Consider the following 22,603-nt stretch of genomic DNA (forward strand, 5'->3'; position numbering starts at 1 on the left):
GTGCCTTTCCTATCGGGTCGGGTCGGGTCGGTGTCGGGCAGGTCGGCGTCAGGAGATCCGGGTGATCAGTTCGCGCAGCTCGTCGATCTCGTCCTCGCGCAGGTCGGTCAGCGGCGGGCGGACCGGGCCGGCGGACCGGCCGATCGCGGCCAGACCACCCTTGACGATCGACACGGCGTAGCCGGCCGTGCGGTCGCGGATGTCGAGGTAGGGGATCACGAACTCGTTGAGACGACGGTAGACCTCGTCACGATCCTGGGCACGCACGGCGTCGTAGAACTCGATCGCCCACTGCGGCGCGAAGTTGAACAGCGCCGAGGAGTAGGTGCTCACGCCGAGCTGGAGCAGCGGCAGCGCGAACGTCTCCGCCGTGGGCAGGCCACCGATGTAGATGAGCCGGTCGCCGACCCGGGCGTAGGTGCGGGTCATCTGCTCGATGTTGCCGACGCCGTCCTTGAAGCCGATCAGGGTCGGGTTGCGCTCGGCGAGCTGGTCGACGGCCTCGTCGCGCAGCACCGCGTTGGCACGGCTGTAGACGATCACGCCGAGCCCGGTCGCCTCGCACACGCGGCTGGCATGCTCGACGAGCCCTGCCTGCCCGGCCTCGGTGAGGTACGGCGGCATCAGCAGGATCCCGTCCGCGCCCGCGGCCTCCGCCGCCTTCGCCTGCGCGACCGCGTTGGCCGTGCTGCCCGTCGCCGGCGCGAGCACCGGCACGGCCCCCGCGACCTCGTCGACCGCGGCCCGTACGACCTGGTCGGTCTCCTCCGCGTTCAGCGAGAAGCCCTCCCCCGTGCCGCCGGCCGCGAAGAGCCCGGCCACCGGGTACTCCGCCAGCCAGCTCAGGTGCTTGCGGTAGCCCTCTTCGTCGACCTGGAGGTCCTCGGTGAAATGGGTGACCGGGAACGAGAGAAGCCCGCTCTTGAGCTGGGCGGCCAGGTCGATCGGGCTGTACTCGGTCACGAGTCACGTCCTTCAGATGTTGGGTTGCTGAGGGGGAAGGTGGTGACCATCACGTTATGAACGTTCGGTGATGCCTGTCCAAGCCCGAATTTGAATCTCGTGATGCTGTGGGGGCATCGAAGGCAGGCGGGTTCTTCGGGGCTGGCGGGGCCGCCGACCCGTTCTTGAGGGTCTTCTCGCCAGACCCCGGAGTCAAGGACGGCCTTCGGCCGTCGGCTTCGCCGGCCGCTTCGCGGTCCTTGACACCGGGGCCCGTCGAGAAAGATTTGGCTGGCTATCGGGGCGGCGGCCCGGGTGTGGCGCGGAGAAACTCGTACGCGGGACGGTGGCGTTGATGGGGCGTGAGGGTGGCCCTTCGGGCCACTTAGCATCCACAGAAACGATTCCGTTCACTCACCGCTAAAACGGTGGTTGACCTGGGAAAATAGATGGCATTGGCAGGACTGGAGGCGTAGAATCAGACCCATCACAACACCTCTTTGAAGGAAGGATGGCGATGAGTCTCGGCCGCGACATCGACCACTGGGGCACCAACCCCGGCGATGCGATCGACGCTGCCTTGAAGGCCATCGAGACCGCCCTCCAAGAACTCCTGGCCACCGATCCCGCCTACTGGCGCACAGCGCAGAAGAAAGACCTGCTCGAACGGTTGGAGAAGCTCCAGGCCCAACAGGCCGCGTTGAAGCTGCGAGTGCTGGCATCTTCGAACGACATCGCCGATGAGACCGGTGCCAAGGACGCCTCCGGGTGGATGCGGACCGAGCTGCTCGTCGACAAGACGGTCGGGCGCGCGCAGGTGAAACTCGCGGCGGCGGTGACCAAGTACGACCTCGTGGCCACTGGTCTGGCCGAAGGTGTGGTGTCCCAGGACAAGGCGCGGGTGATCACCCAGGCCCTCGACCAGATCGAGACCGATCCCGCCGCCAGCGCCGAGGACCTGATCCTCGCGGAGAAGCTCCTGGTCGACTACGCCAGCCAGTTGACGGCGAACGAGTTGAAGATCGTCGGCCGACGGATCCTGAGCGAGATCGACCCCGAACGATTCGAAGCCGCTGAAGCCAAGGCTTTGCAGCGTGAAGAGGAGCACGCCCAGCGGCGTACCTTCTTCTCCTCCCGCGACAACGGCGACGGCACCATCGACATCCACGCCAGAGTCTCCCGTGCCATCGGGATGCGGCTGCGGACCCTGCTGGACTCGCTGGCCCAGCCGAGGAAGCTCTCGGCCGAGGACAAGGGCCGCAAAGCACCGTATGACCGGCTGCTGGGTCAGGCGTTCGCTCGGGTGGTCGAGACCTACGACGTGGACCAGTTGCCCCGGCACGGTGGGCACGGCACCACGGTGTTCATCACCATGAGCGTGGACGACCTCCGCAACGACCTCGGCACCGCAGCGTTGGGATTCGACGGCGAGCAGATCACCGCCGCCGAGGCCCGTCGGATGGCCTGCAACGCAGACCTTGTCCCGGTGGTGTTGGGCACCGATTCTGAGATCCTCGACTTCGGCAGGACCGCGAGGTTGGCGTATCCGATCCAACACCGAGCACTCCGGCTACGAGACAAGTGCTGCCAAGCCGAAGACTGCGAAACACCAGCAGCCTGGACCGAGGCCCACCACCTCAAACCCTGGTCCGAAGGCGGCCGAACCGACCTGGCCAACATGGTCCTGCTCTGCTCCAGCGACCATCGCCGAATCCATGACCCTAAGTACGGGTATGAGCGACTTCCGAATGGGCGGATCCGGTTCACCCGGCGCACCTGAGCAAGCTGCTCTGGTACGACCGCTCGCCGCGTGGCCTTGTGAAACATTCACAAGGTGTCATCGTCTTGTAAAGGCACGAGGAGGCCTTCGCTCTCCAGGGGCCACCAGCCCGCGAGGAACAGCTAGCACCCAAACGGCCCGGCAACTACCTACCGATTCATCTGGATGATCGCATCGAGAACCCGGCGTACGACCGGACTGACAGACCCCCGCGCCCAGATCGCATGGAGCTCGACGGGGCGCTCGGGGTCCTTGTCGAGACGGGTGTCGCCGCCGCCGTGCTCGATGGGACGGAAGACGACGCCCTCTACGTGCAGCGAGCTGGCCGAGACCGGGACGAATCCGACGCCCCGCTCGGCGGAGACCAGGAGCATGGCGGTGAGGACCTGGTGCACGCGCTGCTCGATGCGGGGGTGGGCGTTGGCGAGGAAGCGTACGGAGAGCTCGTGGAAGTAGCGGGACTGCTGCGGGTGGTAGCCGATGACGGGTTGGCCCTCGAAGTCCTGCGGCGTCAGCGGTCGGTCGAGCTCGGCCAGCGGGTGGCCCTGCGGGAGCACGGCCATCAGCGGTTCGCGGGAGATGACTCTCGAGGAGAGCAGCTCGGTGTCGAAGGGCGGGCGGGCCAGACCGATGTCGATCTCGCCGTGGCGGATGCCGTCGACCTGGGCCAGGGTGACTCGCTCGGAGAGCCGCACCTCGACATCCGGGAGCTCGACGGTGAGGCGGCGCAGCAGAGGTCCCAGGATCGAGATCGCGGAGACCGCGGTGAAGCCGAGCCGGACCACGCCGGCGGCGCCCGCGTCCACCCGACGGGCCAGGTCACCGGCGCTCTCGACCAGGTTGAGCATCCGGTAGGCCTCGTCGAGGAAGGCCGCTCCGGCACCGGTGAGAGCGACCCGGCGGTTGTCCCGCTCGAGCAGCTGCGCGCCGACGGCCTTCTCCAGCTTCTGGATCTGTCGCGACAGCGGGGGCTGGGTCATCCGCAGCCGTTCGGCAGCACGGCCGAAGTGAAGCTCCTCGGCGACCGCCACGAATGAGCGCACCTGGTCGAGGGTGATCATCTGGCCAGAGTAGAGCACGATGCGCCAGGTGGAACACTCAATGCCGAAACGGGCTTGGACCGGTATCGCTAAGACTCTTAGTGTCGGTGATCACACGACGTCGGGCCATCCCCTGCCACAACCAGCCCGGCCACCAGGACCTAGGAGCAACGATGCGTACGACCACCCACCTACTCGCCGCGACCGCCGGCGTCGCGGCCCTGGCCCTCTCCGCCTGCGGTGTCTCGAACACCACCGGAGGCAGCGGGGACGGTGAGGAGTATCCCGCCGGCAACGTCGAGATGTACGTCGGTGCCTCGGCCGGCGGCTCCAGCGACCTGATCAGCCGGGCGGTCTCCAAGGGCCTCTCCGACGAGCTCGGCGCCTCCTTCCCGGTGATCAACCAGGAGGGCGCCAACGGCGCGCTCGCCGCCAACAAGGTCGCCAAGGCCAAGCCCGACGGCCAGACCATCGCCATCCAGAACGCGTCGCTCTTCGCCATCACGCCGCTGGCGGTCAGCGAGGACGAGGTCACCGACCTCGGGGACTTCGACGTCGTCCAGGGCGTCTCGCGCGACGACTACGTCATGGTCACCGGCCCGAAGAGCGGCTTCAAGACGCTCGACGACATCAAGTCCGCGAACGCGAAGGTCACCTACGGCACCACCGGCGTCGGCACGGGCGCTCAGCTCTCCTGCGGCCTGACGTACGGATCGGCCGGCGTCGACGCCGAGGCCGTGCCGTTCGACGGCGGCGCCCCGGCGCTGACCGCGGTGCTCGGCAACCAGGTCGACACCGCCTGCATCCAGGTCGGCGAGGCGATCGAGAACATCGAGTCCGGCAAGCTGACTCCGCTGAGCGTCTTCGGTCCCGAGCGGGTCGACTACCTGCCGGACGTCCCGACCGCCAAGGAGCAGGGCCTCGACGTCGAGGTCGCGCAGTACCGCTTCATGACCGTCCCGAAGGGCACCCCGGACGACGTCAAGGACGCCATCGCCGAGGCGATGCAGGCGACGTTCAAGACCGAGGAGTACCAGGCCTTCAACAAGCAGAACAGCCTCACCCCGATGGAGATCTCCGGCGACGAGGTGGTGACCCAGCTCGAGGAGGACAAGAAGCGATTCGCTGACCTGGTCGAGCAGTACGGTCTCAACCTCGGCGCGAGCTGACTCCCGCCCCACACGACGAAGGCATGACGATGAGCGACGGACGTACCCCCTCTCCTGACCAGGACATCCTGGCCGAGATCCAGGCCGAGGTGGCCCATGAGCTGGAGGAGGAACGACCTCCGGCCGGCGGACCGGTCTACCAGGTGGTGGGTGCGCTCGTCGCTCTCGTCGTCGGCATCGGCGGCGCGGTCCTCGCCTACGGCTACGGCCTGGGTTCGCTGCGCCGGCCCGGGCCCGGGATGTGGCCGTTCGTGGTCAGCATCGCCATCACCCTGATGGCCGTGGCGCTGCTCGTCGTCGGCCGCCGGCTGACCGACAGCGAGAAGTTCACCCGCTCCAGCATCCTTCCCGCGGTCGGCCTGGTCACCTTCATCGTGCTGGCCCTGCTGATGCCCGTGATCGGCTTCGAGATCCCGTCGCTGCTGCTGTGCGTCGTCTGGCTGAGATTCCTCGGCGGCGAGTCCTGGCGCAGCACGATCATCACCTCGATCGCCACGGTCGCCGCGTTCTACTTCCTGTTCCTCTACGGGCTGCGCATCCCGCTGCCCCACCTGTTCTGAGCGGAGCCCCCAGTGGACGTCAACGCATTCCTCGACGGCTTCGGGCTCGTCACCGAACCGCAGAACCTGCTCTACTGCCTGATCGGCGTGCTCATCGGCATGCTGATCGGCGTGCTCCCCGGCCTCGGACCGGCGGCGACCATCGCCATCCTGCTGCCGATCACCTACAGCATCGACCCGGTCTCCGCGATCATCATGCTGGCGGGCATCTACTACGGCGCCCAGTACGGCGGCACGATCACCTCGGTGCTGCTCCGCCTGCCGGGTGAGGCCTCATCGGTCGTCACCGTCTTCGACGGCTTCGCCCTCGCCAAGCAGGGAAAGGCCGGTACCGCCCTCGGCATCGCCGCGATCGGCTCCTTCGTCGGCGCGACCGTCTCCATCCTCGGCCTGACCCTGGTGGCCCCGCTGATCGCCGGCTGGGCGCTCAACTTCGGTGACCCGGAGTACGCGGCCCTGGCCCTGCTGGGCGTCCTGCTGGTCGCCACCATCGGCAACGGCAACAAGCTCAAGGCCATGATCGCCGCCGCGTTCGGCCTTCTGCTGGCCACCATCGGCCGCGACAGCTTCAGCGGCGCCGAGCGCTTCACCTTCGACAGCCTGCAGCTGACCGAGGGCATCGACTTCGTGGTCGTCGCGATGGGCCTCTTCGGCGTCGGCGAGATCCTCTACAACCTCGAGGAGCGGCACGGGAAGCCCCACGTGCCCGCCGTCGTGGCCAACATCTGGCCCTCCCGCAAGGACCTCAAGCAGTCCTCCGGCGCCATCGGCAGAGGCTCGGTGATCGGCTTCGTCCTGGGCGTGCTGCCCGGTGGCGGCGCAGTGATGGCCTCCCTGGCCGCGTACGCCACGGAGAAGCGGATCTCGAAGCACCCCGAGCGCTTCGGGCGCGGTGCCATCGAGGGCGTCGCGGCCCCCGAGAGCGCCAACAACGCAGCCGCGACCTCCTCGTTCATCCCGCTGCTGACCCTCGGCATCCCGGCCAACGCGTCGATGGCGATGCTCTTCGGCGCCCTGCTCATCCTCGGCATCTCGCCGGGTCCGCAGCTGGTCGAGGAGCGCCCCGACCTGTTCTGGGGCGTCATCAACTCGATGTACATCGGCAACCTGATCCTGCTCGTCCTGAGCATCCCGCTGGTCGGCATCTTCGTACGCATCCTGCGGGTGCGCCCGGCGATCCTGGCCCCGATCACCGCGCTGATCACGATCCTGGGCGTCTACACGATCAACAACTCCACCTTCGACATCTTCGTGATGATCGTCTTCGGCCTGATCGGCTACCTGATGAAGAAGGTCGGCTTCGAGCCCGGTCCGATGGTGCTCGCCTTCGTCCTCGGCTCGATCGTGGAGGACGGCGTACGCCGCTCGATGCTGATCTTCGACGGAGACCCGACCGGGTTCTTCACCCGCCCGATCTCGGGCACCATCCTGGCCGCCTTCGTCCTGGTCGCCCTCTGGCCCGCCGCCAAGGCGCTCCTGGGCCGGCGCAAGGCCGCCACCGTCCCCGCGGCCCCGGCCGAGCGCGACGACGTCGACACCCCGACCCGCTGAGCCCGACCCGCTGAGAGAGGCACACCATGACCATCCTGATCGGCTACGTACCCACACCGGTAGGTGAGGCGGCTCTCGAGGCCGGCCTGGCCGAGGCTGCGGCCCGCGGCGACGACGTCGTCATCGTCAACAGCCCGCGCCGCGGCGCCACCGTGGACGCCGACCTCGTCGACGAGGCCGCGGCGGCGAAGCTCGTCGCCCGCGCCGCCGAGGCCGGGGTGAGCGCCCGGGTCGACCACACCACGCACGGCTCCGACGTCGTGGAGACGTTCGACAACCTCGTCGCCTCGACCGGCGCCCGGCTGATCGTGATCGGGCTGCACCGCCGCTCGCCGGTCGGCAAGGCGCTGCTGGGCAGCGACGCCCAGCGCATCCTGCTCGACGCCGGCGTGCCCGTCCTCGCCGTGAAGCCGACCGCATGAGCGAGCGCCAGCGAGCGACAACAAGCCTCAGGCCGCCGCGTCCGTACTCTTCGCCTTGCCCTACGGAGGTGGCGGCATGAGCCGCATCTCCAAGGTCGTCGTCACGCCCGTGGCCTTCGCCGACCCGCCGCTGCTCAACGTGGTCGGCGTCCACCAGCCCTGGGCGCTGCGCGCGATCGTCGAGCTGCACACCGACACCGGCCTGGTCGGCCTCGGGGAGACGTACGCCGACGAGACCCACCTCACCCGGCTCGACGCCGTCGCCCGGGTACTCCCGGGCGCCGACCCCTACGACACCCACGGCCTGCGACGACTCGTCGTCGACGTACTCGGCAAGGAGACCGGCGGGGCGGGTGCCTCCTTCGGCGGCATGCTCGACGTCTCCTCCGCCGTCGACACCGTCTACTCCCCCTTCGAGGTCGCCTGCCTCGACCTGGTCGCCCGCGAGGCGGGCCGTCCGGTGAGCGACCTGCTCGGCGGCGCGGTCCGCGAACGGGTGCCGTTCAGCGGCTACATGTTCTACAAGTGGGCCGGCCACCCCGGCGCTGTGTCCGACGGCGGGGGCGACGACGAGTGGGGCGAGGCGCTGAACCCCGAGCAGATCGTCGCGCAGGCGAGACGGCTGGTCGACGGCTGGGGCTTCGGCTCGCTCAAGCTGAAGGGCGGGGTGTTCCATCCCGATGAGGAGTGCGCCGCGATCGAGGCGCTCCGCGACGCCTTCCCCGACCTGCCGCTGCGGCTGGATCCCAACGGCGCCTGGACGCCGGAGACCTCGGTCAAGGTCGCCGAGCGGCTCGCCGGCGTCGTGGAGTATCTCGAGGACCCCACCCCCGGGATCGAGGGGATGGCGCAGGTCTCGGCCCGCACCGACGTACCTCTGGCCACCAACATGTGCGTGATCGCCTTCGAGCACCTCAAGCCGGCGATCGCGGCAGACGCGGTCCAGATCGTGCTCTCCGACCATCACCTGTGGGGCGGGCTGCGTCAGTCGGCGCTGCTGGGCGGCATCACCGAAACCTTCGGGCTGGGCCTGTCGATGCACAGCAACTCCCACCTCGGCATCTCCCTGGCCGCGATGGTCCACCTCGCCGCCGCGACCCCCAACCTGACCTACGCCTGCGACACCCACTACCCGTGGAAGACCCAGGACGTCGTACGCCCCGGGGTGCTCGACTTCAGCGACGGTGCGATCACGGTGCCGACGGGTCCGGGCCTGGGCGTCGAGCTCGATCGGGACCTGCTCGGCGAGCTCCACGAGCAGTACCTCGGCTGCGGCGTACGGCGCCGGGAGGACACCGTCTACATGCGTTCGTTCGAGCCGGATTTCACGCCGAACACGTCGCGCTGGTGACCCTCTGAGGCAATACCGTCAGGGTATCGCCTCATGCGATAAGTGGCTTGGACACGAATCGCCAATCCTGACAGTCTCCTGTGACCGGGGCCACACGTGGGCCCGGTCACAGTACGACGAGCCAGGAGCGACCACCGGTGACACAGATCGACAGCGGCGAGACCGGGGCAATACTGCCAGTACCGGTCGTCGGCTATGCCTACCCCTGGGACGTGATCGGCGATCCGACGTTCGCCGATCGCGCCCGCAGCCTCGGAGTCACGAAAGTCGCCCTCGCCGCGGCCTACCACACCACCCGCGCCGCGACCCCGCTCCACCCCGAGCACCGGATCGTCGAGGCCCGCAGCGCGGCGCTCTACCGCCCGGTGCGCGCCGAGGCGTGGGCCGGCGCGCGGCTGGTGCCGCCCGCGGCGACCTGGGTCGCCGCGGACGACCCCTATGGCGAAGCCGCCACCATCCTCGCCGAGGCGGGACTCGAGGTCGCCGCCTGGATCGTGCTGACCCACTCCACGCTCCTCGGTGAGGCCAACCCGGACCTAGCGGTCGTCAATTGCTGGGGCGAGCCCTACCCCTACGCCCTGTGCGCCCGCCACGAGGACGTCCGCCGCTACGCGGAGACTCTGGCCGCGGAGGCCGTACGCGACACCCCGACCAGCACGGCCATCCTGGAAGCGTGCGGCCAGCTCGGCTTCGGCCACGGCGGGCACCACGAGAAGACCGACGGCGCCTACGACGCCGCCGCGCAGCTGCTGCTCTCGATCTGCTGCTGCGCGAACTGCCGTGAGGACTGGGCCGGCCGCGGGCTCGATGCCGGGGCCACGGTTGCGGCCCTGCGTGCCGCGACAGGTGCCGACGCCGCCGGCGCGACGGTCGACGCGACGGCCCTGGAGAAGATCCTCGCCTCCCGGCACGCCGCCGCCGACGAGCTCCGCCACCGGGTGATCGCGGCCGTCCGTGAGGCCGCTCCCGGCGTCGTCGAGATCGCCGTGCACGCCCAGCCCGACACCTGGGCCACCGGCGCCAGCCCCGGCCTGACCCCGACCACGGCCGACGACGTCGACCTGGTCGTCTCCTTCTGCTGGCCGACCACCGAGGCCTCGGTGGAAACCGGGCGCCGACTCGTCGAGGCGGTCTCCGGGAAGGCAGCGGCCGCTGCGTACGTCACCGTTCTCCCGCCCACCACCGAGGACGCCTTCGGTGGCCATGTGCGGGCGCTGGTCGATGCCGGGATCGACCAGATCCACCTCTACCACCTCGGTCTGGCGGGTGCGGACAGGCAGCACCTGCTCGCCGAGGCGACCAAGGTCCCCACCACCGCCGCGACGAGGACGGAATGACTCGATGAGCAACGACACCGGAACATTCAGGCGCACCTGGCGCGCGATCGACACGGTCTTCGAGATCCTCTGCATCCTGTGCCTGGTCGCCACGCTGCTGATCGTGCTGTGGCAGGTGTTCAGCCGCGAGCTGCTGAGCAACTCACCCAGCTGGAGCGAGGAGACGGCCCGCATCCTCCTGGTCTGGCTCGGCTTCCTCGGCGCCGTGGTCGGCTTCCGCGAGGGCGCCCACATCGCTGTCACCTTCCTGGTCGACAAGTTCCCCGCGACGGTGCAGTCCGTGATCGGTCGCGTCGTCCAGGTGCTGCAGCTCGGTTTCGGGCTCTTCCTGGTCGTCCAGGGCAGCCGCTTCGTGATCGACGCCCAGCACGCCACCCTGCCGGGCACCGGCCTCCCTCGCAGCGTCTCCTACGTGGTGATGCCGGTCGCCGGCGCCATGCTCATCCTCTACACGACCCTCCAGGCCTTCGGCATCAGCACCCAGCGGTACGCCGAGTCCGACGAGACCGACTGAGCCAGGAGCCTCCCCCATGCCTATCGATCCTCTAGCCATCACGATCCTGCTCGGCGGCTTCGCCGTCCTCGTCGTCCTCCGCATCCCGGTGGCCCTGGCCCTCGCCCTGGCCGCCGTCTTCGAGGCCCTCTACATCGGTCTACCCCTGACCACCGTGGGCCAGCGCATGGTCGCCGGTCTCGACACCTTCGCCCTGCTCGCCATCCCGTTCTTCATCCTCGGCGGCGAGATCATGGGTGCCGGCGGCATCTCCCGCCGCCTGATCGCCCTGGCCGGGCTGCTCGTCGGCTGGGTGCGCGGCGGTCTCGGGATGGTCAACATCGGCGCCAGCACCTTCTTCGGTGCCCTGTCCGGCTCCTCGGTCGCGGACGTCTCCGCGATCGGGTCGGTGACCATCCCGATGATGAAGAAGCGGGGCTACGACACCGACTACGCGGTCGCCGTCACCGTCTCCGGCGCCACGCAGGCGGTCATGATCCCGCCGAGCCACAACCTGATCATCTACTCGATGGCCGCGGGCGGCGTCTCGATCGGCGCCCTGTTCACCGCCGGCATCATCCCAGGGATCCTGCTCGGCGCGTCCCTGATGACTCTGGCGTACATCCTGGCGGTCAAGCGCGGCTACCCGAAGGAGGAGCTGGTCCCGCTCAAGGACGTCCCGAAGATCGTCAGCGACGGGCTGCTCAGCCTGCTGATGCCGGTGATCATCCTGGGCGGCATCCTGAGCGGCCTCTTCACCGCGACCGAGTCGGCGGCGATCGCCTGCCTGTACGCCTTCATCCTGACGTTCTTCGTCTACCGTGACATTCCGCTCAAGGCGATGATCCCGATCCTGCAGAGCGCCCTGCGCACGCTCGGCGTGGTGCTGTTCATCATCGCCGCGGCGGGTGCCTTCGGCTACTTCCTGGCCTTCCTGCAGGTGCCGGCGCTGGCCACCGACGCCCTGCTGGGCATCTCCGACAACGTCGTCGTGGTGCTGCTGCTGATCAACCTGCTGCTGCTCGTGCTCGGCGCGATCATGGACATGGCCCCGCTGATCGTGATCATGACGCCGATCCTGCTGCCGGTCGCCACCGGGCTCGGCATGGACCCGGTCCAGTTCGGGATCATGCTGGTCCTCAACCTGGCCATCGGCCTCATCACCCCGCCGGTCGGCAACGTCCTCTTCGTCGGCTGCGCCATCGGACGTACGTCCATCGAGAAGGTCATCAAGACCGTGGCCCTCTTCCTCATCCCGATGCTCATCGTCTTGATGCTCATCACCTACGTCCCGTTCTTCTCGCTCGCCCTCCCTGACGCGCTCGGACAGTAACTCCACCTCTCGAAAGGAACCACCCGTGAACACCACATCCCCCAAGCCGGTTGCCCGGCGCTCCCTGTTCAAGGCAGGCGCCTTCGGTGCCGCGGCCGTCGCCGGCGGCCTCGCGCTCAGCGCCTGTGGCGGCGGGTCTCTCGCCGGCAGCGGCGGCGGAGGCGGCGGCTCGAAGACCTTCAAGCTGGCCGAGACCCACCCCGACGACTACCCGACCACGCTGGGCGACAAGAAGTTCGCCGAGCTGGCCGAGAAGTACAGCGACGGCCGGATCAAGATCCAGGTCTACCCCAACGCCCAGCTCGGCGAGGAGTCCGACGCGATCGAGCAGGTGCAGATGGGGTCGATCGAGATGACCCGGATCAGCTCGGCTCCGATGGGCGAGTTCGTGCCCGCGATGGGGCTGTTCAGCCTGCCGTACCTCTTCGACGACGCCGACCACCTGTGGCGCTTCCTCGAGAGCGAGAGCGGCAAGAAGCTGCTCGGCGAGGCCGACGGTGCCGGCTTCAAGGGTCTGGGCTACTTCGACCCCGGCGCCCGCAGCTTCTACACCTCGAAGACGCCGATCAAGGCGCCCGCGGACGTCAAGGGACTCAAGATCCGGGTCCAGGAGTCGCAGGTGCAGATCGACTTCATCAAGGCCCTCGGCGGCTCCCCCACCCCGATGGACTACGGCGAGGTCTACAGCTCGCTGCAGAGCGGGCTGCTCGACGGTGCCGAGAACAACGAGCCGTCCTACTTCTCCGCGTCCCACTACGAGGTCGCGAAGAACTACACCCTCGACCGGCACATGCGCGTCGCCGAGGTGCTCCTCATCAACAAGGACACCTGGGCCGGGCTCGACGCCAAGGACCAGGAGGCGCTCCAGAAGGCCGCCGACGAGGCCGCGCCGTTCCAGCGTGAGAAGTGGGACGCCCAGGTCGAGGCCGACCTGGAGAAGCTGCGCGGGGAGGGCGTCACGATCAACGAGATCAGTGATCTCGCCCCCTGGCGCGAGGCGACCAAGTCGGTCATCGACAAGCACGGTGCCGACCTCGGCGAATACCTCGACGCCGTCGAAGAGCTCCGCACCGCCTGATCACCCCTGATCCCACCCGACCGGAAGGAACCATGTCCGAGACCGTACTCATCACCGGCGCCAACGGCGTCGTCGGGCGGCTGATGCGCCCGCGCCTCGCCCGCGAGGGCCGGGTGCTTCGCCTCCTCGACATCGTACGTCCCGAGCCTCCCGCCGAGGACGAGGCCGTCGAGGTCATCGAGGCGTCGGTGACCGACGAGGTGGCGATGCGCGCGGCCTGCGAGGGCGTGGACGCGGTCATCCATCTGGGTGGCATCAGCGTCGAAGGTCCCTGGGCCGACATCCTCTCGGCCAACATCGACGGCACCCGGGTGGTTCTCGAGGCCGCCCGGGACGCCGGCGTGGCACGCGTGGTGCTCGCCTCGAGCAACCACGCGGCCGGCTTCTACGACCTCGACACGGTGCGCTCCGAGGGACCCGCCGAGGGGCTGGCCGCCGACGCCTTCCCGCGACCGGACACCTACTACGGGGTCAGCAAGGTCGCGATGGAGGCGCTCGGCAGCCTCTTCCACGACCGCTACGGCATCGACGTGACCGCGCTTCGGATCGGCTCGTGCTTCGAGAAGCCGTGGGACCGTCGCTCGCTGTGGACGTGGATGTCGCCCGACGACGGTGCCCGCCTCCTCGAGGCGTGCCTGGCCACTCCCGAGCCCGGCTTCCGAGTGGTGTGGGGCATCTCCCGCAACACCCGGAACTGGTGGTCGCTGGAGGCCGGTGAGGCGATCGGCTACCACCCGCAGGACGACTCCGAGGTCTACGCCGCCGAGCTGCTCGGCGATGCGATCGACGACGGCCCGCAGGGCCCCGAGGAGCGCCTGGCAGGAGGGAAGTTCTGCTTCACCCCGCTGGGTGAGCACCAACAGAAATAGGCCCCATGGGGAGCGGGTGGTCCGGCTGTCGCCGGGCCACCCGTTCTCCTTTTCCAGGGGTCAGGAGGCAGCGTGGGCTAGGGCGGTGGCTCCAGACGCGATCACTGCCGCAGGCGCCGGCGGGTGCTGCCCAGATGCACTCGCATCGCGGCCCGGGCGGTGTCGGCGTCGCCGGCGAGGATCGCAGCCGCGACGTTGTCGTGCTCGCGCTGCACCCGCTCGACGTGGAGTGCATCGCTGGGCGAGTAGGCGTCGCCGAGCCGGGTGCGGGGCAGCATGATCATCATCGGGCCCAGCGAGTCCATCAGGTCGAGGTAGAAGCGGTTGCCGGTCGCCGCCGCGACGGCGCGGTGAAAGGCGAAGTCGGCCTCCACCGCGCCGTCGGGATGCGCGGTGGCCAGCGCGGCGAGCGCCTCCTCGATGGCGCGCGAGCCCTGCTCGTCGAGGTGGGCGGCGGCCAGCGCCGCCGCCTCACACTCCACGCCGAGCCGGAAGTCGACCATGTCGAGCACGTCGTGCTGGGTGCGGATCGCGGAGGACTCCAGCGCGAACGGCGAGGGCTCCGGGACCGCCAGGACGAAGGAGCCGCGCCCCTGGAACGTCTCGACCAGCCCCTCGGCACGCAGGCGGGTGACCGCCTCGCGTGCCACGGTCCGCGACACGCCATAGGTGCCGACCAGGTCGGACTCCGAGGGCAGCTTCGCCCCCGGCGCGAGGTCCCCGGCCAGGATCTGGTCCTTGATCCCGGAGACGACGCGGTCGGCGAGCCCGGCGCTAACTGTCATGCGGAGAACTTAGCCGTCTCCACGGTGTGCTTGCGCATCTGGTCGCTGAGCGTGAACCCGAGTCCCGGACGGTCCGGCACCCACATCTGGCCGTCGTGGATGTCGATGCGCTCCTCGAAGAGCGGGTTGAGCCACTCGAAGTGCTCGACCCAGGGTTCGGTCGGGTAGGCCGCGGCCAGGTGCAGGTGGATCTCCATCGCGTAGTGCGGCGCGAGCGCCAGGCCGGCGTGGGCGGCGAGGGTGGCGAACTTCAGGAACGGGGTGATCCCGCCGATGCGCGGCGCGTCGGGCTGCACGATGCCGCGGTAGCCGGCGTCGATGAGCGCCATGTGCTCGGGCACCGAGGTCAGCATCTCGCCGGTCGCGATCGGGGTGTCGAACGTACGCGACAGGTCGGCGTGGCCGACCGCGTCCCAGGCGTCGAGCGGCTCCTCGATCCAGATCAGGTCGAACTGCTCGAGCTCGCGGCACATCCGGCGGGCGCGGGCGCGGTCCCACTGCTGGTTGGCGTCGACCATGAGCGGGGTGTCGCCGAGGTGCTCGCGCATGGCGGCCACGCGGCGCAGGTCCTCGGCCCAGTCGGGCTGGCCGACCTTGATCTTGATGCCGCCGATGCCGGCCTCGAGCGACGCGGTGGCCTTCTCCTTGATCTCCTCGACGCTCGCCTGGAGGAAGCCGCCGGAGGTGTTGTAGACACGGCAGGAGTCGCGGTGGGCGCCGAGCAGCTTGGCCAGCGGCAGGCCGGCGCGGCGCGCCTTGAGGTCGTAGAGCGCCACATCGAGGGCGGCCACGGCCTGGGTCGCCACGCCGCTGCGACCGACCGAGGCGCCGGCCCACATCAGCGACTCGTAGATCTTGGCGATGTCGGAGGGGTCCTGGCCGATGGCGACCTGGGCGATCTCCTTGAGATGGGTGTACTGCGCGGGGCCACCGGCGCGCTTGGAGTAGCTGAAGCCCATGCCCTCGAAGCCCTGCTCGGTGGTCACCTCGACGAAGAGCAGCACGGTCTCGGTGAGCGGCTTCTGCCGCCCGGTGAGCACCTTGGCGTCACTGACCGGGTTCTCGAGCGGGAGGACGACGTGGGAGAGAGTCAGTGACGTGATGCGGTCGGCGGCCATGGCGGGATGCTCCTCGATGGGCTAAGTTGTATGACAAGTCCAGAACTTATCCGATGAGTGGTGAGGAGTCCAGAGCGTGGCCGCCGATTCTCAGGTTGTCCGGCAAGTCGACCGGCAGGTCCCCCGATGGCGCGATCTCGCGCCCTTCCTGCAACCGCGCCCGTTCCGCTGGCGGGCGGCCGACCGCCGGCTGGCCCGCTGCCTCAGCATCGACGACCTGGAGCGCGCCGCCCGGCGGCGGGTGCCGACGGCGGTCTGGGACTACGTCTACGGCGGGTCGGACGGCGAGCACGCGATGCGCCGGAACCGGACGGCCTTCGACAGCGTGGAGCTGCGGCCCACGGCCTTCGGCCAGGCGGGCGAGCCGGAGGTGCGTACCTCGATCCTCGGGCGGCCCGCGGCGGCACCCATCGTGCTGGCGCCGACCGGCTACACCCGGCTCAGCCACCACACCGGCGAGCGGGCCGTCGCCGCGGCTGCGGCCGCTGCCGGGCTGCCCTACACGCTCTCGACGTACGCGACGACCTCGATCACCGACGTCGCCGGCGCGGCGCCGCAGGGGCGCAACTGGTTCCAGGTCTACCTGATGAAGGACCGGGCGGTGACCCTGGACCACATCACCGAGGCGGCCTCGCAGGGCTATGAGGCGCTGATGCTGACCATCGACACGACCGTGACGGGGATGAAGCGCAAGGACAAGCTCAACGGGTTCGCGATCCCGCCCCAGCTGAGCCTGCGTACGTTCGCGGACATGACCCGCCATCCCGGCTGGGTCGCCAACATCCTGACCACCGAGCCGCTGCGGTTCGCGACCTTCCCCGAGGGGTCGCACTACGGCCGCTGGGGCATGTCCAACGAGCTGCGCGAGCAGGCGATCCGGCCCTCGGACATCGGCTGGCTCAAGGAGCACTGGAACGGCCCGGTGGTCGTCAAGGGCGTGCTCTCGGTCGCCGACGCGGTGGCCTGTGCGGACGCGGGTGCCGACGCGCTGGTGCTCTCCAACCACGGCGGCCGCCAGCTCGACCGCGCGCCGGTGCCGCTGGAACTGCTGCCGGCGGTGGTCGACGCGGTCGGCGACCGGACCGAGGTGTACGTCGACTCCGGCGTCCGCTCCGGCGGCGACATCGCGGCGGCCCTCGGCCTCGGCGCTCGCGGCGTGGTGATCGGCCGGCCCTATCTCTACGGCCTGATGGTCGGCGGACAGCAGGGGGTCGACGCCACCCTGACGCTGCTGGTCGAGGAGCTGCGCCGGGCGATGTGCCTGCTCGGCACTCCCGACATCGCCGCGATCGGCCCCGAGCACGTCCGGTTGCGGTCGGCATGAACCTCGTATCCGACCTGCGCGCCGCCCTCGGCGAGAGCGCCGTGCTGACCGATCCGGCCGACATGGCGGCGTACGTCACCGACTGGACCGGCAGCTTCACCGGCACCGCCCTCGCGGTGGTGCGCCCGGCCTCGACCTCCGAGGTGGCGGCGGCGGTCCGGCTGTGCGCGGAGGCGGGTGCCGGGGTCGTCCCGCAGGGCGGCAACACCGGCCTCGTCGGCGGCGGCGTACCGGACTCCGGCAGCGACCAGATCGTGCTCTCCCTCGGCCGGATGCGCCGCGTCCGGGAGGTGGACCCGGTCGCCGACACCCTCACCGTCGAGGCCGGCACCCCGCTGGCCACCGTCCAGGAGGCCGCCAGGGAAGCCGGGCGGCTCTTCCCGCTCTCGCTCGGTTCGGAGGGCTCGTGCACCATCGGCGGGACGATCGCGACCAACGCCGGCGGCACCGCGGTGCTGCGCTACGGGATGATGCGCGAGCTGGTGCTCGGCCTCGAGGTCGTGCTCCCCGACGGCCGGGTCTGGGACGGGCTGCGGCCGCTGCGCAAGGACAACACCGGCTACGACCTCAAGCAGCTGTTCATCGGCTCCGAGGGCACCCTCGGCGTGGTCACCGCGGCGGTGCTGCGACTGCTGCCGGCGACACCGCGCCGGGCGACGGCGCTCGTGGCGCTCGAGTCGGTCGAGGCGGCGACCTCGCTCCTCCCCCTGCTCCGGGAGCACGGCGGCGGGCAGCTGACCACCTGGGAGCTGCTCGGACGCCAAGCCGCCGACCTGGTCCTCGCCCACCTGCCGGGCGTACGCGACCCGTTCACGGAACGGCACGAGTGGTACGGCCTCGTCGAGCTCGCCGGCACCTCCGCCGACGTGGACGAGCGCCTCGAGGAGGCCCTCGCGGCCGCCGCCGAGCGGGGGCTGCTCCTCGACGCCGTGCTCGCGGGCAGCCCCGCCCAGCGCGAGTCGCTGTGGGCGCTGCGCGAAGGGGTCTCGGAGGCCCAGAAGAGCGAGGGCGCGACCCTCAAGCACGACGTCACCCTGCCGATCACCGCCCTGTCGCGGTTCGTCGCCGAGGTCGGTCCGACGCTGCTCGCCGCGCTGCCGGGGCTGCGGCTGGTGACGTACGGGCACATCGGGGACGGCAACCTGCACTACAACATCTCCGCGCCCGTCGGCGACGACGCAGCGCTTCGGCAGGCGGCTCCCGCGCTGACCCGGATCGTCTACGACGCCGTCACGGCGCTCGGTGGCAGCATCTCCGCCGAGCACGGGATCGGCGCGCTCAAGCGGGATGCGGCCGCTGCGTACAAGACGGGTGTCGAGGTCGACCTCCTGCGAGCCGTGAAGCAGGCGATCGACCCCGACGGGGTGATGAACCCTCGGAAGGTGCTGTGAGTCAGAGCCCCTGGGCGACTCGGTAGAACACCTGGTTCCAGCGCACCTGGTCGGCGAAGCCGCGGCGGGTGGTGGACTCGTCGATGACCAGCAGCTCGGTGCGGGCGATGTTGGCGAAGACCTCGAAGGCCTCGATCCCGGCGGCGGTCGACATCACCGTGTGGTGGGCGCCGCCGGCGGTCAGCCAGGCCTCGGCCGAGGTTGCGAAGTCGGGACGCGGCGCCCAGACGGCGCGCGCGACCGGCAGGTTGGGCAGCGCCTGCGTCGGGGGGACGACGTCGACAACGTTGGCGGTCAGCCGGAAACGGTCGCGCATGTCGGCCAGGGAGACGACCACGGCACCCTCGCCGGCATCGGCGTCGAAGACCATCCGGACCGGGTCCTCGCGGCCCCCGATCCCGAGCGGGTGGATCTCGACGCGCGGGGTGGAGGTGGTCAGCGAGGGGCAGACCTCGAGCATGTGGGCGCCGAGGATGACCTCCGCGCCCGGGGTGAGGTCGTAGGTGTAGTCCTCCATCAGGGAGGCGCCACCGGGCAGCCCCTCCCCCATCACCTTCGCGGCGCGCACCAGGACCGCGGTCTTCCAGTCGCCCTCGGCGCCGAAGCCGTAGCCCTTGCTCATCAGCCGCTGTACGGCGATGCCGGGGAGCTGGCGCAGGCCACCGAGGTCCTCGAAGTTGGTGGTGAACGCCTTCGCGTCGCGCTCCACCAAGAACGCCTCCATGGCGATCTCCTGACGGGCCGCGTAGCGCAGCGAGTCGTGGCGCTCGCCGCCCTTGCGGAGCTCGGGGACGACGTCGTAGAGGTCCTCGTACTCGGCGACGAGTGCGTCCACGGCGGCCTCGTCGACGGCCTCGACGGCCGCCACCAGGTCGTTGACGCCCCAGGTGTTGACCGAGACGCCGAAGCGCAGCTCGGCCTCGGTCTTGTCGCCCTCGGTGACCGCGACGTTGCGCATGTTGTCGCCGAAGCGGACCAGGTTGAGCCCGTGGGTGGCGGCCCAGCCGGCGGCGCCGCGGACCCAGGTGCCGACGCGGCGGGTGACCGCCGGGTTGGAGACGTGACCGACGACGGTGGTGCGGGCGACGCCGAGACGGGTGGCGATGTAGGCGTACTCACGATCGCCGTGGGCGGCCTGGTTGAGGTTCATGAAGTCCATGTCGATCTCCGACCAGGGGAGCTCGACGTTGGCCTGGGTGTGCAGGTGCAGGAGCGGCTTCTGGAGGGCGTCCAGACCGGCGATCCACATCTTGGCCGGGCTGAAGGTGTGCATCCAGGTGATGACGCCGAGGACGTTGTCGTCGGAGTTGGCCTCGAGCATCGCGCGGCGGATGGACGCTGCGTCCTTCAGGACGGGCTTCCACACGACCTTCGCCGGTACGTCCGAGGAACCGTCGAGCGCGCGAGCGACCTCCTGGGACTGCTCGGCCACCTGACGAAGGGTCTCCTCGCCGTAGAGGTCCTGGCTGCCGGTGAAGAACCAGACCTCGCGGTCGCCATAGGGTTTCGGCGCGTGGGGCTTGCTCATGTGGGGGTCCTTCCAGTGCTGAAGATTTGAGGGGCGGGCAGCTCAGTGCTGGCCGTAGACGTTCTGGTAGCGGTCGTAGAGCGAGTCGATGTGGCCCTGGTCGATCAGCAGCGGCTGGCCGAGCTGGCGCGCGATGTGCACCGTGCGGGCGACCTCCTCGCACATCACCGCGGCCTTGACCGCGGAGCGACCGTCCTTGCCGATGGTGAAGGGACCGTGGTTCCGCATCAGCACCGCGGGGCTGCGCGACTCCCGCAGCGTCTCCACGATGCCGCGCCCGATGGAGTCGTCACCGATGATCGCGAACGGGCCGACCGGGACCGGTCCGCCGAACTCGTCGGCCATCATCGTGAGCACGCACGGGATCTCCTCGCCGCGCGCCGCCCAGGCGGTGGCGTAGGTGGAGTGGGTGTGGACCACTCCCCCGACCTCGGGCATGTTGGCATAGACGTACGCGTGGGCGGCCGTGTCCGAGGACGGCGACCGCTCGCCCTCGACGAGGTTGCCGGCCAGGTCGCACACGACCATCGCCTCGGCTGTGATGTCCTCGTAGGCGACCCCGGAGGGCTTGATGACCAGCAGGTCCTCACCATCCGGGTTCGGCACGCGCTCGGAGACGTTGCCGGCGGTCCACACGACCAGCTCCCAGCGGGGCAGCTCGGCGTGCAGCGCGGCGACGCGCTCCTTGGCGGCGTCGACGGCGGTGCGAAGAGCGGCGGGGACGCCCGTCATCACTGGTCTCCTTCTTCTGCGTCTCGTGCACTGTCTGCGGTGTCTGCGCTGGGGGCGAGCGAGGCCACGGCGGCGCGCTCGATGTCGAGGCCGGCCTCGTAGCGTTCGAGGTAGGTCCGGAACCCGGCGAGGTCGGCGGCGTCCGGCTCGACGACCTCGAGGTCGATGTCACCGAAGACGCGCTCGGCGAGATAGGCGCTCAGGCTGAGGTCGCCCTCGGTCTCGGCGGCCCGGGCGTACGCAGCCAGGACAGCGATCCCCCAGGCACCGCCCTCGCCGGCGGTGCGGCCGACCGCGACCGGGGCGCCGATGGCCGCGGCGAGCAGCCGCTGCGCGACGCCGGCGGTGCGGAAGAGGCCGCCGTGGGCGAACATCGCGTCGATCTCGACGCCCTGGTCGGCGAGGACGCGCATGCCCAGGGCGAGGGTGCCGAAGACGCCGTAGACCTGGGCGCGGGCGAACCCGGCGAGGTCGAGGCGGCTGCCGGGGGTGCGTACGAACAGCGGACGGCCTTCGTCGAGGCCGGTGATCGGCTCGCCGGCCAGGTAGTTGTAGGCCAGCAGGCCGCCGCCGTCGGGCGAGCCCTTCAGGGCCGCGGTGAGCAGGGCGCCGAAGACGGCGTCGGGCTCACAGGGGTGGCCGAGCGCGCCGGCGAACTCGCCGAAGACCCCGGCCCAGGCGTCCAGCTCGCTGGCGCCGTTGTTGCAGTGCACCATCGCGACCGGGTCGCCGGCCGGGGTGGTGACGATGTCGATGGCGTGGTGGACGGTGGCCAGCGGGGCCTCGAGGACGACCATCGCGAAGATCGAGGTGCCGGCGCTGACGTTCCCGGTGCGCTTGGCGACGGAGTTGGTGGCGACCATCCCGGTGCCGGCGTCGCCCTCGGGCGGACACAGCGGGACACCGGGCTGGAGGGTGCCGGTGGGATCGAGGAGCGCAGCGCCCTCCGGGGTGAGGCGGCCGGCGTCGGCGCCTGCCGGGAGGACGTGCGGGAGCAGCCCCTCGGCCCGCAGACCGGGGCGCTTGGCGGCGGCGAGGTGACCGAGCTGCTCGAGCATCCGCTGGTCGTAGGTCCCGGTGGCCGGGTCGATGGGGAAGACGCCGGAGGCGTCGCCGACGCCGAGCACGTGGTTGCCGGTCAGTGCCCGGTGGACGTAGCCCGCGAGTGTGGTCAGCGAGGCGATCTTGGGCAGGTGGGGCTCGTCGTCGAGGATCGCCTGGTAGAGGTGGGCGACCGACCAGCGCAACGGGATGTTGGTGCCGAAGATCTCCGACAGCTCGGCCGCGGCGACGGCGGTGTTCGTGTTGCGCCAGGTGCGGAACGGCACCAGCAGCTCGCCGGCCTCGTCGAAGGCGAGGTAGCCGTGCATCATCGCCGAGACGCCGATCGACCCGAACGTGGTCGGACGGGTGCCGTAGCGGCGCTCGACCTCGTCGCCGAGGGCTGCGACGGCACCCTGTACGCCGGCCCAGACCGCCTCGAGCGAGTAGGTCCACAGGCCGTCGACGAGCTCGTTCTCCCACAGATGGGACCCGGTGGCGACGGTCGCGTGGTCGGGCCCGATCAGGCACGCCTTGATGGTGGTGGAGCCCAGCTCGATGCCGAGCGCGGTCTCTCCGAGGTCAGGCAAGCGGCCTGCTCGCTGCGTCATCACGGCTCCGTTTCTGCCCGACGGCTCGGGGTGGGGTCTCAAGGCGATGTGAACGCTAACATATGACGAGCGGGTTACCGGCGTGTTCCCCACAGAGCCTTGCCGAAGCGTCACCCCCGTCGGCCGAGTTGGCACCGTGGTGCCAACT

The 22,603-nt window shown here is 70.0% G+C and carries 20 protein-coding genes; 13 read left to right on the plus strand and 7 right to left on the minus strand.

The window, feature by feature from the left end; all coding sequences use genetic code 11:
• Window positions 1–48: 48 nt before the first annotated feature.
• A complete protein-coding gene (kdgD, locus tag ACFWQC_RS24905; protein WP_378684370.1) occupies window positions 49–963 on the minus strand; it encodes a 5-dehydro-4-deoxyglucarate dehydratase in 915 nt (304 codons plus the stop codon).
• A 496-nt stretch (window positions 964–1,459) separates the two neighbouring features.
• Between kdgD and ACFWQC_RS24910 the strand changes: the two genes are divergently transcribed.
• On the plus strand, window positions 1,460–2,722 hold the full coding sequence (locus ACFWQC_RS24910) for a DUF222 domain-containing protein (RefSeq protein WP_378684373.1): 1,263 nt from the start codon (window positions 1,460–1,462) through the stop codon (window positions 2,720–2,722).
• A 149-nt stretch (window positions 2,723–2,871) separates the two neighbouring features.
• Here ACFWQC_RS24910 and ACFWQC_RS24915 read toward each other — a convergent pair whose 3' ends face one another.
• On the minus strand, window positions 2,872–3,783 hold the full coding sequence (locus ACFWQC_RS24915) for a LysR family transcriptional regulator (RefSeq protein WP_141805810.1): 912 nt from the start codon (window positions 3,781–3,783) through the stop codon (window positions 2,872–2,874).
• Between the two features lie 152 nt (window positions 3,784–3,935).
• Here ACFWQC_RS24915 and ACFWQC_RS24920 point away from each other — a divergent pair, with 152 nt between their 5' ends.
• From ACFWQC_RS24920 to ACFWQC_RS24965, 10 genes are all read left to right on the plus strand, one after another.
• Window positions 3,936–4,931, plus strand: a complete 996-nt coding sequence (locus tag ACFWQC_RS24920; RefSeq protein ID WP_378684377.1) for a tripartite tricarboxylate transporter substrate binding protein — start codon at window positions 3,936–3,938, stop codon at window positions 4,929–4,931.
• Between the two features lie 29 nt (window positions 4,932–4,960).
• Window positions 4,961–5,491, plus strand: coding sequence for a tripartite tricarboxylate transporter TctB family protein (locus ACFWQC_RS24925; RefSeq protein WP_378684380.1), 531 nt, complete (start codon window positions 4,961–4,963; stop codon window positions 5,489–5,491).
• A gap of 12 nt (window positions 5,492–5,503) precedes the next feature.
• Window positions 5,504–7,042, plus strand: a complete 1,539-nt coding sequence (locus tag ACFWQC_RS24930) for a tripartite tricarboxylate transporter permease (RefSeq protein WP_378684382.1) — start codon at window positions 5,504–5,506, stop codon at window positions 7,040–7,042.
• 26 nt (window positions 7,043–7,068) lie between these two features.
• Entirely contained in the window at window positions 7,069–7,464 is a 396-nt protein-coding gene (locus ACFWQC_RS24935) for a universal stress protein (protein ID WP_378684385.1), read from the plus strand.
• A gap of 76 nt (window positions 7,465–7,540) precedes the next feature.
• A complete protein-coding gene (locus tag ACFWQC_RS24940) occupies window positions 7,541–8,815 on the plus strand; it encodes a glucarate dehydratase family protein (RefSeq protein WP_378684388.1) in 1,275 nt (424 codons plus the stop codon).
• A 137-nt stretch (window positions 8,816–8,952) separates the two neighbouring features.
• Entirely contained in the window at window positions 8,953–10,152 is a 1,200-nt protein-coding gene (locus ACFWQC_RS24945; protein ID WP_378684391.1) for a hypothetical protein, read from the plus strand.
• Window positions 10,153–10,156: 4 nt separating this feature from the next.
• Window positions 10,157–10,666: a TRAP transporter small permease gene (locus tag ACFWQC_RS24950; RefSeq protein ID WP_378684394.1), complete on the plus strand. Its 510-nt coding sequence runs from the start codon at window positions 10,157–10,159 to the stop codon at window positions 10,664–10,666.
• Between the two features lie 16 nt (window positions 10,667–10,682).
• Window positions 10,683–11,978, plus strand: a complete 1,296-nt coding sequence (locus ACFWQC_RS24955; RefSeq protein ID WP_378684397.1) for a TRAP transporter large permease — start codon at window positions 10,683–10,685, stop codon at window positions 11,976–11,978.
• A 25-nt stretch (window positions 11,979–12,003) separates the two neighbouring features.
• Window positions 12,004–13,056, plus strand: coding sequence for a TRAP transporter substrate-binding protein (locus tag ACFWQC_RS24960; protein ID WP_378684400.1), 1,053 nt, complete (start codon window positions 12,004–12,006; stop codon window positions 13,054–13,056).
• Window positions 13,057–13,088: 32 nt separating this feature from the next.
• Window positions 13,089–13,925, plus strand: coding sequence for an NAD-dependent epimerase/dehydratase family protein (locus ACFWQC_RS24965; RefSeq protein ID WP_378684403.1), 837 nt, complete (start codon window positions 13,089–13,091; stop codon window positions 13,923–13,925).
• Window positions 13,926–14,026: 101 nt separating this feature from the next.
• On the opposite strand, the gene ACFWQC_RS24970 is transcribed toward ACFWQC_RS24965, so the two are convergent.
• The gene (locus ACFWQC_RS24970) at window positions 14,027–14,710 is read right to left on the minus strand and encodes a FadR/GntR family transcriptional regulator (RefSeq protein WP_378684406.1); all 684 of its coding nucleotides are present in this window, start codon (window positions 14,708–14,710) and stop codon (window positions 14,027–14,029) included.
• Complete coding sequence (locus ACFWQC_RS24975; protein ID WP_378684409.1) at window positions 14,707–15,828, minus strand: mandelate racemase/muconate lactonizing enzyme family protein; 1,122 nt, start codon at window positions 15,826–15,828, stop codon at window positions 14,707–14,709. Before ACFWQC_RS24975 ends, ACFWQC_RS24970 begins: the two co-directional genes overlap by 4 nt.
• 76 nt (window positions 15,829–15,904) lie before the next feature.
• On the opposite strand from ACFWQC_RS24975, the gene ACFWQC_RS24980 reads away from it, so the two are divergent.
• Together ACFWQC_RS24980 and ACFWQC_RS24985 are read left to right on the plus strand one after the other, a co-directional pair.
• On the plus strand, window positions 15,905–17,152 hold the full coding sequence (locus ACFWQC_RS24980) for an alpha-hydroxy acid oxidase (protein ID WP_378684412.1): 1,248 nt from the start codon (window positions 15,905–15,907) through the stop codon (window positions 17,150–17,152).
• On the plus strand, window positions 17,149–18,543 hold the full coding sequence (locus tag ACFWQC_RS24985; protein ID WP_378684415.1) for an FAD-binding oxidoreductase: 1,395 nt from the start codon (window positions 17,149–17,151) through the stop codon (window positions 18,541–18,543). Before ACFWQC_RS24980 ends, ACFWQC_RS24985 begins: the two co-directional genes overlap by 4 nt.
• A 1-nt stretch (window position 18,544) precedes the next feature.
• On the opposite strand, the gene araA is transcribed toward ACFWQC_RS24985, so the two are convergent.
• From araA to ACFWQC_RS25000, 3 genes are read right to left on the minus strand one after another with little or no spacing between them, the layout of a single operon-like run.
• On the minus strand, window positions 18,545–20,071 hold the full coding sequence (araA, locus tag ACFWQC_RS24990) for an L-arabinose isomerase (RefSeq protein WP_378684418.1): 1,527 nt from the start codon (window positions 20,069–20,071) through the stop codon (window positions 18,545–18,547).
• Window positions 20,072–20,113: 42 nt separating this feature from the next.
• A complete protein-coding gene (locus ACFWQC_RS24995; protein ID WP_378684421.1) occupies window positions 20,114–20,803 on the minus strand; it encodes an L-ribulose-5-phosphate 4-epimerase in 690 nt (229 codons plus the stop codon).
• On the minus strand, window positions 20,803–22,434 hold the full coding sequence (locus ACFWQC_RS25000; protein ID WP_378684424.1) for a xylulokinase: 1,632 nt from the start codon (window positions 22,432–22,434) through the stop codon (window positions 20,803–20,805). Before ACFWQC_RS25000 ends, ACFWQC_RS24995 begins: the two co-directional genes overlap by 1 nt.
• Window positions 22,435–22,603: the final 169 nt, after the last annotated feature.

The sequence above is a fragment of the Nocardioides sp. NPDC058538 genome (assembly GCF_042719275.1).
Classification (GTDB): Bacteria; Actinomycetota; Actinomycetes; order Propionibacteriales; family Nocardioidaceae; genus Nocardioides.